This window comes from Halomonas hibernica (genome assembly GCF_013183775.1).
GTDB lineage: Bacteria > Pseudomonadota > Gammaproteobacteria > Pseudomonadales > Halomonadaceae > Vreelandella > Vreelandella citrativorans.
Genome location: NZ_VIFN01000002.1, coordinates 125021 through 138542, shown reverse-complemented (window position 1 = coordinate 138542; position 13522 = coordinate 125021). Strand labels below are relative to the sequence as shown.

Sequence of the window (13522 nt, the reverse complement as noted above, 5' to 3'; positions counted from 1 at the left end):
CTTAATAAAACTTCTAAACAGAGCCTTCAATTATGCGCATTTTTATAACATTAGCATCATCTAGCGCATTCTTTAACTTATACCAAACTCAAGCTATTTATCCTTGGCTGGCAACTCGATATGCTGTAGAAATATCCCAAGCGGGATGGCTAAGCATGGCTAGCCTCTTTGGCATGATGCTATGCGCCCCCTTTGCCAGCAAACTAACCTATAAGTTGCCTCCCAGAAAAACAATCATCTTTGGAATCTATATATCAATAACCTTTAATGCATGTATAGCTATAAGTAAAACGCTGGAAGCTCTATTTCTCATACGCTTTTTCCAAGGTATCATATTGCCCTGTATCCTGACGTCTGGAATGACGATAATAGGTCAGGCGCAATGTAAGGAAAAGCGCACTAAGTGGATTGGCTGCTATGTTACTGGAACAATCATGGGCAGCACATTGAGCCGATTTTATCCTGCCTTCGCTATCGACACTATGGGCTGGCAGTGGGGCTTTATATCCTGTGCAGGGCTACTACTTTTAGCCTTGCTCATCATGGCGCATGAAAAACACGTTAACACCATTACCACAACGACTAACAATGATGATGAGAAAACATTTTATTTTAAACAACTTAGGCACGCACTGTCTGATAAAACGCTTATCATGATCTACAGCATAGGCTTCGGGCTTTTATTTACACAAAGCTCGGTATTTACTGCTTTAGGCATCGCACTATCTTACCCCCCCTACAGTAAAACGGCTGGAGAAATAGGGCTTATCTATCTAGCCTGTTTACCTGCAATAATTGCAGTTATCACCGTACCAAAGATGTATATTTCTAAGAACGAGACGCTGCTCCTTATAATTTTACTGGCATTGCTTTGGGGTTCTATGCTTCTAATGACGAAGAATTATTACCTGGTCATTTTTAGTGTACTTCTCTTCTCAATAGCTACCTATCTATTGCAAGCTTTAACGACGGCAATGCTAAGCCAAGTGCGTAAAGTACCGGTCAGATTTGCCAGCGGTGTATACCTTTTTTTTTACTACGGAGGAGGAGCGCTAGGGGCAATATGTTCCGCGACGCTTTATAGCGCCGGGGGCTGGGCGGGGGTAACAATCGCTATTATGATGGTTCACGCCTTAATATTGGCACTATTACTATGGTTAACAGCCGCTTTCAATAAAAAGAAGCCCTGCACCATATCGCATTAATATCCGTTCAAACAATATCAGTCGAGTATAGGAGTACACGGGCAATGTAGCACAGATGGGGCCAGGCGTGACGCAACGGCCTCACGTCAGGGCCCGCCATCAAAGTGTCCCTTAAGGCGCTTCGCGATGCAGTTTTAACGACGCGTACACGCCAGCATATCCACTAACCGCTGGCAGAGCGCATCCAGTTTTTTGCTATTGGCTTCTTCGATAAACGTGCCCGCTTCATCAAAAGCGGTGTGCGCTTTGGAGAGCGACATCGGCTGCGGCAGTACGATCAAGCCTAGATTGGCGAGCAACTGTTGGGCCAGCGGCATCGCACGAATGCCGCCTAACCCACCAGGCGAGGCCGACACCAGCGCAGCCCACTTGCCTGAATAAAGTGCCAGGCCCGGCGTATCTTCATAAGGGCGAGACAGCCAGTCCAGCGTGTTCTTCAAAAGCGGGGTGATAAAGCCGTTGTATTCCGGCGAGGCGATAAACAGCGCCTGGTGATCAGCCAGCAGCTCGCGCAGTTTAAGCACGTTCTCCGGAACGCCTTGGGTTTCAATATCTTCATCAAACAGAGGGCACGGGTAGTCTTTCAAATCCACAAACGTGGCCACGCCGCCCAACGCCTCAATGCGCTTGGCAACCAGCCGCGCCAACTGTTTGTTGTGTGAATCCTGGCGGCTGCTTCCAGCAAATACTAATACCTTGGGTACTACGCTCATTCGATTGGGCTCCTTAATAACAGGCTATTTAGGGTTCGACAGGCTCATGCGGCCCGCCAGGCATCTGGTCAATAAACGTGTTGATAGCGCTAAACAAGGCCTCGCGAATCGGCTCTGCTTCGTTAACTAAATGGTGGCGTGCTTCCGGATGGTAGTGAATCTCGGCGGCGGTAAATTTTTGTGCTAGAACGCTCAGGTTCCACTGCCAATCAACCGTCAAATCCTGCTCACCCTGCAAAATCAATGTTGGCACGTCGACAGGCTCAAGCGCTAGCAGGCGTGGCATCCAGCGCCGCATGGCACTTACCCACGCCACACTTAAGCGCTCGGGCTGCAGTGGGTCGTGATCACGCAGAAATTCGGTAAACGCTTCGTCGGTTGAGTTGGGCCGAAATTTACGCGGAAGATCCTTCAAGAACGGGCTAGCGATAAGGTGCATCCAACTCGCCTGAGTCCACCGCCAAGGGCGTACCAGCGGCGCGAGCAGCACCAGGCCATCCCAACCGGCCTCTTCTCGCCGGGTGAGTGCGTCGGTTGCAAGAATCGCACCTCCGGTACTCTGCCCAACACCCAACCACGGCCTGGGAGCTATGCCTAGTGTGATCAGGGTGTTTTGCATGTAGGTGAGGCAGTGCTGATAGTCGTCAAAATCTTCAATTTCTGCGCGTGGGCCGCTCGAAAGCCCATGACCCGGCAGGTCCCATAGCACTACCCGCCAGCCCTTGGCCAACAGGTGCGTTAACAGGTGACGATAAAGGCCTAAATGGTCAAAGTAGCCGTGCACCACAAAGGCTGTGCCTGATGGATTGGGTGGGCTCCATACTTGGCACCACAAGGCAAAGCGGCCGGTATCGATAAAGCCTGCATGCACCTCATCGGTGCTTTCAAAGAGTGCTTCCAGACCATAATGCAGAAAATAGCCCTTCACGACGTCCCACAGCGCTTCACCCGGTACTAATCGGGAAAAGACTGATTCGCCTGCCGTTTGCCGAAACAAACTTTCCATCTGTTGGAAATCCTGCATCCAAACCTCTCTATGAGCGCCCTGCTTTCTTATCATTTGGTCGAGCATTGTGCCGCTTTAACGTCTACGCTGTTTACATGCCTGCACAGTTGTGGAAGTATTTTCCATAAATGTATTTTGCGCTTATTTTACTCTGGCCGTGGCCATTCACCACCCACGGGCACCTTCACAGGAGAAACCCCATGAGCGAGCGTATCACGCGCCACCGTTTGCAGGTGGCCACCGAGCTGGACCGCTTTATTAACGAGCAGGCACTACCTGGCACGGGCGTTGATGAAAGCGCCTTCTGGGCCGGTGTCGATGCCCTGTTCCATGATCTGACCCCAAAAAATAAACAATTGCTAGCAGAGCGTGATGCGCTGCAAGAAAAAATTGATGCATGGCATCGCGAGAACCCCGGCCCCGTTAGCGACATGCCAGCCTACCGGGCGTTTTTGCAAGAGATCGGCTACCTGGCCGACCTGCCTTCCAACGTAAAAGCGACCACCGCCAATGTCGACCGCGAAGTTGCCATACAGGCAGGTCCACAGTTGGTGGTGCCGGTAAGTAATGCCCGCTACGCCCTGAATGCGGCGAATGCGCGCTGGGGCAGTCTTTATGACGCGCTCTACGGCACCGACGCTATTTCCGAGGAAGACGGCGCGGAAAAAGGCACAAGCTTTAACCCCAAGCGCGGCGCTAAAGTCATTGCCTATGCGCGAGGCGTTCTGGACCGTGCCGCGCCGCTGGCCACAGGCTCCCACCGCGACGCGGTTAACTACACAATTCGTGACGGCCATTTGGTCGTTACGCTGGAAGGCGGCCGGGAAACTGGCCTAAAAGATTCCGGCAAGCTGATTGGCTTTACTGGCGAAACGTCCGCTCCTGAGACGATTCTGCTAGCCAATAATGGCCTGCACCTGGAAATCCAGATCGATGCCAGTCACGCCATTGGCAAAACCGACCCGGCGGGCGTAAAAGACGTGGTCGTTGAAGCCGCGCTCACCACCATTATGGATTGCGAAGACTCCGTGGCTGCCGTGGATGCCGAAGACAAGGTAGGCGTTTATAGCAACTGGCTCGGCCTGATGAAGGGCGATCTGGAAGAGAGCATCGACAAGGGCGGTAAAACCTTCGCCCGTAAGCTGCACGCTGACCGCACCTGGAACACCACCGAAGGCGGCAAGGTGACCCTACCCGGCCGTTCGCTGATGTTTGTGCGTAATGTGGGCCATTTGATGACCACGCCCGCGATTCTGGATGAGGAGGGCAACGAGTTGCCGGAAGGTATTCTCGATGCCGTGGTTACCTCGCTGCTGGCCCTGCACGATCTTAAAAAAGATGCCGACCAGCCGCGTAACTCGCGCACCGGATCGGTGTATATCGTCAAGCCGAAGATGCATGGTCCTGCCGAGGCTTCATTTGCCAACGAACTGTTTGGCCGCGTAGAAGATATCCTTGGCATGAGCCGCGACACCCTAAAGATGGGCATCATGGACGAAGAGCGCCGCACCACGGTCAACCTCAAGGCGTGTATTGCCGAGGCCTCTTCACGCGTGGCGTTCATCAACACCGGCTTCCTGGACCGCACCGGCGATGAGATGCACACCGCCATGGAAGCAGGCCCCATGGTCCGCAAGGGCGACATGAAATCCGCCGCGTGGATTACCGCCTACGAGAAGAGCAACGTACAAGTAGGCCTTGCTTGCGGTCTACGCGGTCGCGCCCAGATCGGTAAAGGCATGTGGGCTATGCCCGATTTAATGCACAACATGCTGGAACAGAAAATCGGCCATCCAAAAGCCGGTGCCAACACCGCTTGGGTACCTTCACCCACGGCCGCTACCCTACATGCGTTGCACTATCATCAGGTAAATGTCACCGACGTTCAGCGCGAGCTTGAAGCGCTGGGCGAGCCCGACTTCCTGGACGACTTACTCAGCGTCCCAGTGGCGGAAAACCCCAACTGGTCAGATGACGAGATTCAGCAGGAGCTGGATAACAACTGCCAAGGCATTCTGGGTTACGTGGTGCGCTGGGTAGAGCACGGCGTGGGCTGCTCCAAAGTGCCGGATATTCACGATGTAGGCCTGATGGAAGACCGCGCCACGCTACGCATCTCCAGCCAGCATATTGCCAACTGGCTGCATCACGGCATTGTCGATGCGCCGCGCGTTGAAGAAACCCTCAAGCGCATGGCCAAGGTCGTCGATGAGCAAAACGCCGGTGACCCCACTTACACCGCGATGAGCAGTCACTTTGAGGACTCCACCGCGTTCAAGGCAGCATCGGACTTGATCTTCAAAGGCCGCGTACAGCCGTCGGGCTACACCGAGCCGCTGCTTCACGAATGGCGCCAGGTGCATAAAGCGAAGTAAACGCCTATCTTGATAGCGCTTATTAAACAGCCCCTTAAGGTGCGAAATGACTGCACCTTGAGGGGCTTTTAGTAGAAATCGACTACGATAACAGGCCCTGCCTTTGCGAAAAGGCAGGGCCTGTTATCGTTTACTGCGGCCTCAACCTCAGTGACTCCATCCCACCATCGACGGGAAGACACACGCCCACTGAGGAACGATTGGCAGGGTCTGCCAAATAGGCTACCGCTTGGGCTACTTCCTCTGCGCTAACAAGTCGGCCATGAGGCTGGCGTGCCTCTAGCGCTGTACGTTCCGCCGCTGGATCATCAGCCTGTTGCAGGAGCCGCCCAACCCATGGAGTATCAGCAGTTCCTGGGGCCACACAATTCACCCGAATGCCCTCACGCACATGATCAGCAGCCATCGCTCGGGTCAATGCGAGTACAGCCCCTTTGGTGGCGGAATATAACGCTCTTTGCGGCAAACCCGCATTAGAGGCGATAGAGGCCATATTCGTAATCGATGCAGACGCTGACTTTCTTAGATGAGGCAGTGCCGCTCGGGACACACGCGCCATCCCAGCAACATTGATTTCCCATGATTGAGTCCACTCTTTGTCTGAGTTATCAGCGACACTCCCTTGGGCCCCAATGCCAGCGTTATTGACTACAATATCCAAGCGCCCAAACTTATCAACAGTCGCCTGAACGGCACGGTTCACTGAGGTACTATCTGCAACGTTACACTCTTGCCAATAGTGCCGATTTCCTGAATCGACAATATCAAGAACGGCAACACTGGCTCCTTCTTTAGCCAAAAGATCGGCGATCGCTGCGCCAATCCCTGAGGCGCCACCGGTCACAAGGGCCACCAAACCTTCAAAGCGTGCAGACATAACTCACTCCTCCCAAGCTCGATAGGTTTGGCGTTGACGACCCAATCCTTCAATCTCGACGTCAACGACATCGCCTGATTTCAGATACGCAAAGCGTCCAGATACAGCGACTCCCTGAGGCGTTCCTGTCGAGATCACATCGCCTGGCTCAAGTTGCATGTACTGGGAAAGATCGCGCACGATCTCGGCACAGCTAAATATCATGTCGGCTGTACGGGAATCTTGCCGAGACTCTCCATTAACCCAAGAGCGCAATCTCACATCCGCTGGATTAAATTCATCTGCCGTTACGATCCAAGGTCCTAATGGCATATAGCCGGGGCTGCATTTACCCTTACTCCACTGACCTCCTGAAATTTCTAGCTGGAACGCTCGCTCGGAGAGGTCGTTAGCTAATACATAGCCGCCGATATGCTGCGCCGCATCTTCCAAAGAATCACAGTAGGCGGCCGTGCTACCGATAATGATACCCAGCTCAACCTCCCAGTCAGTCTTCAGGGAGCCACGAGCAATGGTAACGGTGTCATTTGGGCCCGCAATGGTATTGGGCGTTTTGAGAAAAACGATAGGGCTCTTCGGCGGCTCCGCACCGGACTCAGCCGCATGGGCGGCGTAATTCTGACCGATACAGATCACCGCTGAAGTGGTAGCCACGGGGGAGCCATAGCGAATATTATCGTCGATATTAACAGCGGTAAGACGACCTTTTTCAACCAATTCCTTGAGTTGTCGCACCCCGCCAGAGGCCCAGAATTCGGGGCCAAAATCACCTACCGACGAAGCGTCGTACAACACTCCATCAATCTCAACAAGCGGCGTTTCATATCCAAGTTCACCACGGCGTAACAGCTTCATACTTCCTCCTTTAGCAGACCCTGGGCCCGCAGATCATTCCAGAATGCTTCGGGTATTTCGGATGATGCTAGCGCAAGATTCTTCTCAACTTGCGCAACCGAACGCATACCGGCCATAACATTCACGACAGCAGGATGCCGCTTGGGAAAGTGCAGCGCGGCCTCCGGAAGGCTCACTCCATGATCGCGCGCCACCGCAGCAATCTGCCGCGTCCGATCCAGCGCCCACTTTGGTGCGGGGCCGTACTCGTACCACGCGTCCTCGGACGGCTCTTCGCGCGCAAGTAATCCAGAGTTGAAAATCCCAACGGCAATAACGCCCACTCCTTTCGCCTGACAGGCTGACATCAACCCCACTTGCTCCTGCTCAAGCAAGGTATACCTACCGGCAAGCATGACTAAATCGGGATCGGAATGATCCACGAAACGGCGCAGCATAGTGGCGTCTTTAGAACCAATACCCCACGCTGAAATAACCCCTTCGCTGCGAAGTCGGTTCAGCATGGGTACCGCACCGCTGATCGCTTCGTCGAAGCGGTCAGTCGGCTCTTCAGGGTCATGAATCCAGAGAATGTCGACAGCGTCGAGTTTCAGCCGCCCCAACGACTCTTCAAGGCTGCGCTGTACCCCATCGGCTGTGTAGTCACGAAGGCGCGTTAGATTATCGGGGACAAGAAAACCATTTTGATGATCAGAACCCTGCGGCATTGGGTTCTCTCTTAGCAGTCTTCCCACCTTGGTGGAAATAACGTAATCCTTGCGCGACTGCCCACTAAGCGCTCTACCAATCCGCTCTTCGGAAAGCCCTAAACCATAATGTGGGGCGGTGTCGAAGAACCTTAGTCCGCCCTCCCATGCGGCCTCCACGGCATCAATGCACGCCTGCTCTGCCACCTTTTTGCCCATGTTTCCAAATTGTGCCGTACCGAACCCCAACTCACTAAAAGAGGTGTTGAGCTTATTAGGTAAACGAGAAGATGTGGTCATTGACTTGGTCTCCTTGAGTAGATACGAAGGGCGTTCTCGTGGGCAATTGGCGCACGGTGTTCAGCAGGCAAGAGTTCTAATACTCGCAAGCACCAATCGTAGGTATCCAGGCTAACGGGATAGTCACTGCCGAGTAGGCAACGCTGAGGGCCGAAAAGCTCAACGGCGGCCCCCACCACGCCAGCCGTAACATCTTCCAGCGCTATAGACCCTTGGCATTCCGCAGGTAATCCGGAGAGCTTGCAATGTACGTTGGGTAGCTCCGCAAGACATGCCAAGTCTCGGTGCCAATTGAACATGGCCTGTTTATTACCAACCTCAGGCTTTCCCATATGGTCCAGCACCACAGTAAGCTCAGGCACTTGCGAAAGCAGTTGGGTGAGTGCAGGTAATTCCCCGGCTCTAACGCAGGCATCAAACGGAATGCCGTTGTCTGCAAGTCTTTTCATTCCCTGTAAGAGATAAGGCGAGTTGAAGAGGTTACGATCCTGTAGAAGCCTACGCACACCAACCAACTTGGGTAGCGTTGTAACTCTTTCCAGTCTTTCAGCAGCGTCATGTGCCTCGAGCGCCACACCGGCCACGATGCCGTAAACCCGCGAGTCCTTCTCTGCTATATCAGCGAGCCAATCAGCTTCCTTGACTGGGTCATCGGCATCGGCTTCAACGAGAATGTATTGGCGTTTTTCAACCCGCTCGGGAATGGCTGATTTGGATGGCAATCCTGCTTGAGCAAGCCACGAAACATGGACAGTTGACGTATCCCAGATGTGAAGGTGTGTATCGATAATCATGGCACGCCGACCGTCAGCAAGAGATTCGAATATGGGCGTGTTTCACCGGTAGCAACGAGAAGACATACGTCGGGCTCACGACAAGCCGCATAAAATTCCATCCGCGCCAAACTCGACCATATGATGTCTTCTCCGCCACGATGAACATGCGAAGCCAGCAACTGCTGAAATTCCTTAACAGCTTCAGAGGCACCGCCTTCGGCCGTTTGCATATAAATCGCAGACTCCACATAAATCGTCTCTGCCACCGCCTTTAAAACGTCGGCAGCCGGAATCATTCCTGCACAGAGGTTCAAGTGGACTCTTGGGGCAGTAGACGGCGCCCCCGTTGAATGCGGATAAAGCGCATCAGCAATGAGAATCTGCGCTCCATGGCCTGCCTCGGCTAGACCAGAAAGCAACGCCGGATGCAGAACGCGTCCTTTAATCATACGGCGGCTCCGTCTCGGCGCTTCTTCCACTCAGCACCATTCGGCCAAGCCCAACTCGCCAGCGACTCCGCTTTTATTTCCGCAGAGTAGCCAGGAGCTGCTGGCAGCAAGTAAGCCCCGTCTTTAACTCTGCAAGGGTCAACGAAATGTTCGTGAAGGTGATCCACGTATTCGGCAACACGTCCCTCCACCGGGCCTGAGACCGCGACGTAATCAATCATCACCAAGTGGCTAACAAGCTCACAAAGCCCGACACCACCAGCATGAGGGCACACGGGTTTCGCAAATTTTTTAGCCATGAGTAAGACAGGAATAATTTCGTTGATACTGGCGAGTCGACAGGAATCGATCTGAACAAAATCTACAGCGTTGGCTTGCAGTAACTGTTTGAACAGTACACGGTTCATACCATGCTCACCGGTCGCGATGCCAATGCCCTCGTCGCGAACACCATCGGCAATAGCGCGGTGGCCTAAAACATCATCAGGGCTAGTGGGTTCTTCAATCCATAGTAGATTGTGATGGGCTAGCTCTCGCACTCTCTGGATCGCTTCTGGCACATCCCAAATCTGGTTGGCATCGATCATTAGCGATCTGTCCGAACCAATTACCGAACGAGCGATACCAAGTCGACGCTCATCGTCTTCAGGGTTTGCACCGACCTTAAGCTTGATATGCTGATAGCCCTCCTCAATCGCTTCGCGGCAGAGCCTTTCAAGCTTTTCATCCGAATACCCCAGCCACCCGGCGGATGTTGTATAGCACTGAAACCCATGATCCTTGAGATCGGAAATTCGTTCTTCACGATATTGGCGCTGCTCTTCCAGCATAGCGATGGCTTCATCGGCCGTCAGCACATCAGAGAGGTAGCTCAAGTCGAGTTGATTGACGAGATCAGCCGGTTCCATTTCACAGATATATTGCCAGAGCGGCAACCCTGCTCGGCGTGCTGCAAGATCCCATACCGCATTCATCACAGCGGCACGAGCCAAGTGAACGACCCCTTTATCTGGCCCGAGCCAACGAAGCTGAGAGTCCTCTGCAAGTTCACGGTAGGCTTGCCCAGGCTTATCGCATAACTCAGCCACATCACGTCCGACGAAGCGAGAGGCTAATGCGTTAACCGCTTGAAGGCAGATATCATTTCCACGCCCTATGGTAAAAGTAAACCCGCATCCATAGAGCGCATCATCATCCGTTATAAGCCGGAGATAAGCGGCGGAGTAATCTGCATCCTTATTAACAGCATCAGATCCATCGCTACTGTCTGACGTAGGAAATCGCAGATCGATAAGGTCAATGGCAGTAATAGCAGTCATATTTGAACCCCGAATTCATATGATGTATTTAACTCTGGCTTAATTCTTACGCTAGCTTCAAACTTTCTTAATTCACCGCAATAACCCAGGAAAGCGCATGAGTGAAGACAACCTCGCAGACAACGCTGTACGCCGCCCATCACAAAACGAAGTGGTTGTTCAAGGCATCCAGGACATGATCACTTCGAGAGAGATCAAGCCTGGTGACAGACTCCCTGTAGAGCCCCTGCTTGCCGAGCGTTTCAATGTATCTCGCAGCTCTCTTCGAGAAGGTGTACGCGCACTGGTTGCCATGGGCATCCTGGAAACAAGGCAAGGCTCCGGCACTACCGTTACAACGCTTGATCCTCATTTACTTCTTAAACCGCTGGTTTTTTGGGCCAGCATTCAGGGCGACAAATCCTCACTTGACCTGCACGCTGTGCGCCAAGCACTTGAAGTTGAGTCTGCTGCTACCGCGGCTTCGCGAAGAACACCGGAAGATATTGAGCAACTCAAACGCCTACTCAAAACGGCAGAACCTGCCATTCGAGCTAAAGATCACGAAGCGGCCATGGCGGTAGACCTGGAGTTTCATCTCACGGTGGCAAGGATCTCCCGAAACCCCATCCTTATCGCTCTTTTAGAAGCACTGTCTCGCCCAACGCTAAGAATGAGGATATGGCAGTCCATTTACCGCGGGGGCCGCCTGGACACTACACACCATGAACATCTGGCAGTACTGAATGCGATTGCCGCTGGCGACCCCATTTCGGCGCATGCTGCCATGCACACTCATCTGGCTCAGGTTGCCGTTAATCTGGAAGACTGATCCCCAGCGATAAGCACTAGGCTAGATCTTCAGCATTGGCTGACTCCGGCGCAGGATTACGCAGCACATACATGCCGTATCCAACGATCACCATGAAACACCCCATCACTACCAGGTAACTGATTCGAGCCGATGTCATATCGATTACCCATCCCTGTAACGGAGGAATAAGTGCGCCTCCAACAATCGCCATAACCAGCCCCGCAGCACCATACTTGGTGTCCTGACCAAGCCCAGTGAGCGCGATGCCATAGATAGTGGGAAATAGAAGTGAAATACAGGCACTCAGCATAACGATGGCGACTGATCCAACTATGCCACCACTTATTACAGCAAGCAGGGACAGCCCTACGCCCAGCACACACATAAGCGTCATTAACTTACGTGGATCAAAGCGCCCCATTAAACCCACCATAAGGAAGCGGGAGAACAAAAAGACCAACAGAGATGCCTGAAGCCAGTACCCTGCAACGGCATTGCTAACGCCCAGGTTTTCAGTAATGTAGTGGAGCGTAAACGTCCAGGCACATGTCTGAGCAGCAACATTAAAGAACTGGGCGACAACACCAAATGAGTAGCGGCGATTTTTCAACAACCGCCCCAGGCGGCTACCAGGCAGCTTCACAGCGTCTGCTTTGCGGTCTGACATCAAAGCCGTATGCGCCGGAACACGCACCATAGCGATGGCGATAGCAATAACAATGTAGAGCAACGCCAACGTTATATAGGGGCCCATCACAGCTTGCAGCTCGGCTGACTGAATGCTTTCAAGTTCTTGTTGCGAAAGTGCCGCACGATCTACCGCTGTGGCGGGATTAACATGGGGCAAAATAAAGATCGCAGCCAACAACACGCCAAGGTTAGAACCAATAGGATTGAAGGCCTGTGCAAAGTTAAGCCGGCGCGTCGCATTGTGCCGTGGCCCCATAGCCATGACATAAGGATTTGCCGATGTCTCCAAAATAGAGAGCCCCGCCGCCAGCGTGAACAAAGCGACAAGAAACATTGAGTAGGTCATTACAATCGAGGCAGGAAAGAAAAGAAAACCGCCTGTGGCGGCCAAAAGCAGACCGATCAGCACACCCCCCTTATAGCCAAGCTGCGAGTTAATCCAGGCGGCTGGAATGGCTAACGCGAAGTACGCCCCGTAATAAGAAAATTGAACCAACGAAGACTGAAACGCGCTCATTGAGAAAACTGAACCGAAAACCGATACCAGCGGGTCGGTCAAGTTTCCAGCCAACCCCCATGCCGCAAAACAGGCAACTATTAACAAGAATGGCAGGCGCATGCCTTTGTGGAGGAATGGTTCTTTTTTTAATTCTGAATTCTCTTTAGACGATAGTTCAGCAAGCTGTGATTGCACGAGCAACTCCTTGTTATATTATTATTCAAGGTTAATTCATCTGATGAATTTCGCTGGAAATAAACTAGCCAACTTGGATGTATATGGCAAGCTTCGGCTTGCTAGCCATTCGTCTAAGATTTCTAGCGAGAATTGGTTTTCTTGAATACTAGAGTTGCTATACGTATACCTGATCCAGTTGTGTCCAATGTTAGCCACTTAGCTATTGCTTTCTCTTTGAAAGGCTGACTTGTAGCAGCAAAATTGTGTAGAAATAACCAAACAGGACAACAACAATGACCATCATGACTGTCGAACAGATCGAGCACTTTCTGGATGAGGTGTTTCCCCAGCGAATGGGCAGAGTTGAAAGCGTAGGCGAGATGTGTGCCACGATGCGCTTAACGGTAGGTTATGAACACCTGCGCCCCGGCCCCCGAGTAAGCGGCCCTACGATGATGGGCTTTGCCGATGTGGCACTGTATGTGGCGATTCTGGCTCAAATCGGCCCTGAACCCATGGCGGTGACCAGCGACTTAAACTGCCATTTCCTGCGCGCCGCTTCAGGCGAACACGACATTATCGCCCACGCCAAACTGATCAAGCTGGGCCGCCGTTTAGCGGTGGGTGAAGTGCAGATATTCTCCGCAGCCGATGAACGCCGCCCAGTTGTGCACGTCACCGCAAGCTATGCCTTGCCCGCTACGTAGCAGCCGACAAACGGGGTAAGCAGCGACCATAGAGAATGGCTTGCAAAAAAACGCCCCGGGCCCTGGCTATCAAGAAGCCAGGGCCCGGGGCGTTT

The 13522-nt window shown here is 52.8% G+C and carries 13 protein-coding genes; 4 read left to right on the top strand and 9 right to left on the bottom strand.

Translation table 11 applies throughout. From position 1 onward, the window contains the following. The first annotated feature begins 32 nt into the window (after positions 1-32). Positions 33-1205, top strand: coding sequence for an MFS transporter (locus FKN99_RS04980; protein WP_172116888.1), 1173 nt, complete (start codon positions 33-35; stop codon positions 1203-1205). A 134-nt stretch (positions 1206-1339) separates the two neighbouring features. On the opposite strand, the gene FKN99_RS04975 is transcribed toward FKN99_RS04980, so the two are convergent. Further along, the gene (locus FKN99_RS04975; protein WP_172116887.1) at positions 1340-1918 is read right to left on the bottom strand and encodes an NADPH-dependent FMN reductase; all 579 of its coding nucleotides are present in this window, start codon (positions 1916-1918) and stop codon (positions 1340-1342) included. 28 nt (positions 1919-1946) lie between these two features. Next, positions 1947-2942, bottom strand: a complete 996-nt coding sequence (locus tag FKN99_RS04970) for an alpha/beta hydrolase (protein ID WP_172116886.1) — start codon at positions 2940-2942, stop codon at positions 1947-1949. 182 nt (positions 2943-3124) lie between these two features. Between FKN99_RS04970 and FKN99_RS04965 the strand changes: the two genes are divergently transcribed. Then, positions 3125-5299: a malate synthase G gene (locus tag FKN99_RS04965; RefSeq protein WP_172116885.1), complete on the top strand. Its 2175-nt coding sequence runs from the start codon at positions 3125-3127 to the stop codon at positions 5297-5299. A 130-nt stretch (positions 5300-5429) separates the two neighbouring features. Here the strand turns inward: FKN99_RS04965 and FKN99_RS04960 are convergent, their stop codons facing one another. Genes FKN99_RS04960 through FKN99_RS04935 form a run of 6 tightly spaced genes read right to left on the bottom strand, consistent with a single transcriptional unit; the run spans position 5430 to position 10561 of the window. Further along, complete coding sequence (locus FKN99_RS04960; RefSeq protein ID WP_172116884.1) at positions 5430-6176, bottom strand: SDR family NAD(P)-dependent oxidoreductase; 747 nt, start codon at positions 6174-6176, stop codon at positions 5430-5432. A 3-nt stretch (positions 6177-6179) separates the two neighbouring features. After that, on the bottom strand, positions 6180-7031 hold the full coding sequence (locus FKN99_RS04955; RefSeq protein ID WP_172116883.1) for a fumarylacetoacetate hydrolase family protein: 852 nt from the start codon (positions 7029-7031) through the stop codon (positions 6180-6182). Continuing rightward, complete coding sequence (locus FKN99_RS04950) at positions 7028-8017, bottom strand: aldo/keto reductase (RefSeq protein ID WP_172116882.1); 990 nt, start codon at positions 8015-8017, stop codon at positions 7028-7030. The genes FKN99_RS04955 and FKN99_RS04950 overlap by 4 nt, the downstream gene beginning before the upstream one ends. After that, positions 8014-8811: an amidohydrolase family protein gene (locus FKN99_RS04945; protein WP_172116881.1), complete on the bottom strand. Its 798-nt coding sequence runs from the start codon at positions 8809-8811 to the stop codon at positions 8014-8016. The genes FKN99_RS04950 and FKN99_RS04945 overlap by 4 nt, the downstream gene beginning before the upstream one ends. After that, the gene (locus tag FKN99_RS04940; RefSeq protein WP_172116880.1) at positions 8808-9242 is read right to left on the bottom strand and encodes an RbsD/FucU family protein; all 435 of its coding nucleotides are present in this window, start codon (positions 9240-9242) and stop codon (positions 8808-8810) included. The genes FKN99_RS04945 and FKN99_RS04940 overlap by 4 nt, the downstream gene beginning before the upstream one ends. Continuing rightward, positions 9239-10561, bottom strand: coding sequence for an enolase C-terminal domain-like protein (locus FKN99_RS04935; RefSeq protein ID WP_172116879.1), 1323 nt, complete (start codon positions 10559-10561; stop codon positions 9239-9241). Before FKN99_RS04935 ends, FKN99_RS04940 begins: the two co-directional genes overlap by 4 nt. Positions 10562-10658: 97 nt before the next feature. Here FKN99_RS04935 and FKN99_RS04930 point away from each other — a divergent pair, with 97 nt between their 5' ends. Further along, positions 10659-11372 carry a FadR/GntR family transcriptional regulator gene (locus tag FKN99_RS04930; protein WP_172116878.1) on the top strand — a complete coding sequence of 238 codons (714 nt, stop codon included), beginning with the start codon at positions 10659-10661 and terminating at the stop codon, positions 11370-11372. A gap of 16 nt (positions 11373-11388) precedes the next feature. Here FKN99_RS04930 and fucP read toward each other — a convergent pair whose 3' ends face one another. After that, complete coding sequence (gene fucP, locus FKN99_RS04925) at positions 11389-12738, bottom strand: L-fucose:H+ symporter permease (protein WP_319941232.1); 1350 nt, start codon at positions 12736-12738, stop codon at positions 11389-11391. 275 nt (positions 12739-13013) lie between these two features. Between fucP and FKN99_RS04920 the strand changes: the two genes are divergently transcribed. Beyond that, positions 13014-13427, top strand: a complete 414-nt coding sequence (locus FKN99_RS04920) for a PaaI family thioesterase (RefSeq protein ID WP_172116877.1) — start codon at positions 13014-13016, stop codon at positions 13425-13427. Positions 13428-13522: the final 95 nt, after the last annotated feature.

What these genes read in the sequence shown, in the direction of transcription:
- FKN99_RS04980 (WP_172116888.1), top strand. Translation starts at nt 33, where the DNA reads ATGCGCATTTTTATAACATTAGCATCATCTAGCGCATTCTTTAACTTA.
- FKN99_RS04975 (WP_172116887.1), bottom strand. Translation starts at nt 1,918, where the DNA reads ATGAGCGTAGTACCCAAGGTATTAGTATTTGCTGGAAGCAGCCGCCAG.
- FKN99_RS04970 (WP_172116886.1), bottom strand. Translation starts at nt 2,942, where the DNA reads ATGCAGGATTTCCAACAGATGGAAAGTTTGTTTCGGCAAACGGCAGGC.
- FKN99_RS04965 (WP_172116885.1), top strand. Translation starts at nt 3,125, where the DNA reads ATGAGCGAGCGTATCACGCGCCACCGTTTGCAGGTGGCCACCGAGCTG.
- FKN99_RS04960 (WP_172116884.1), bottom strand. Translation starts at nt 6,176, where the DNA reads ATGTCTGCACGCTTTGAAGGTTTGGTGGCCCTTGTGACCGGTGGCGCC.
- FKN99_RS04955 (WP_172116883.1), bottom strand. Translation starts at nt 7,031, where the DNA reads ATGAAGCTGTTACGCCGTGGTGAACTTGGATATGAAACGCCGCTTGTT.
- FKN99_RS04950 (WP_172116882.1), bottom strand. Translation starts at nt 8,017, where the DNA reads ATGACCACATCTTCTCGTTTACCTAATAAGCTCAACACCTCTTTTAGT.
- FKN99_RS04945 (WP_172116881.1), bottom strand. Translation starts at nt 8,811, where the DNA reads ATGATTATCGATACACACCTTCACATCTGGGATACGTCAACTGTCCAT.
- FKN99_RS04940 (WP_172116880.1), bottom strand. Translation starts at nt 9,242, where the DNA reads ATGATTAAAGGACGCGTTCTGCATCCGGCGTTGCTTTCTGGTCTAGCC.
- FKN99_RS04935 (WP_172116879.1), bottom strand. Translation starts at nt 10,561, where the DNA reads ATGACTGCTATTACTGCCATTGACCTTATCGATCTGCGATTTCCTACG.
- FKN99_RS04930 (WP_172116878.1), top strand. Translation starts at nt 10,659, where the DNA reads ATGAGTGAAGACAACCTCGCAGACAACGCTGTACGCCGCCCATCACAA.
- FKN99_RS04920 (WP_172116877.1), top strand. Translation starts at nt 13,014, where the DNA reads ATGACCATCATGACTGTCGAACAGATCGAGCACTTTCTGGATGAGGTG.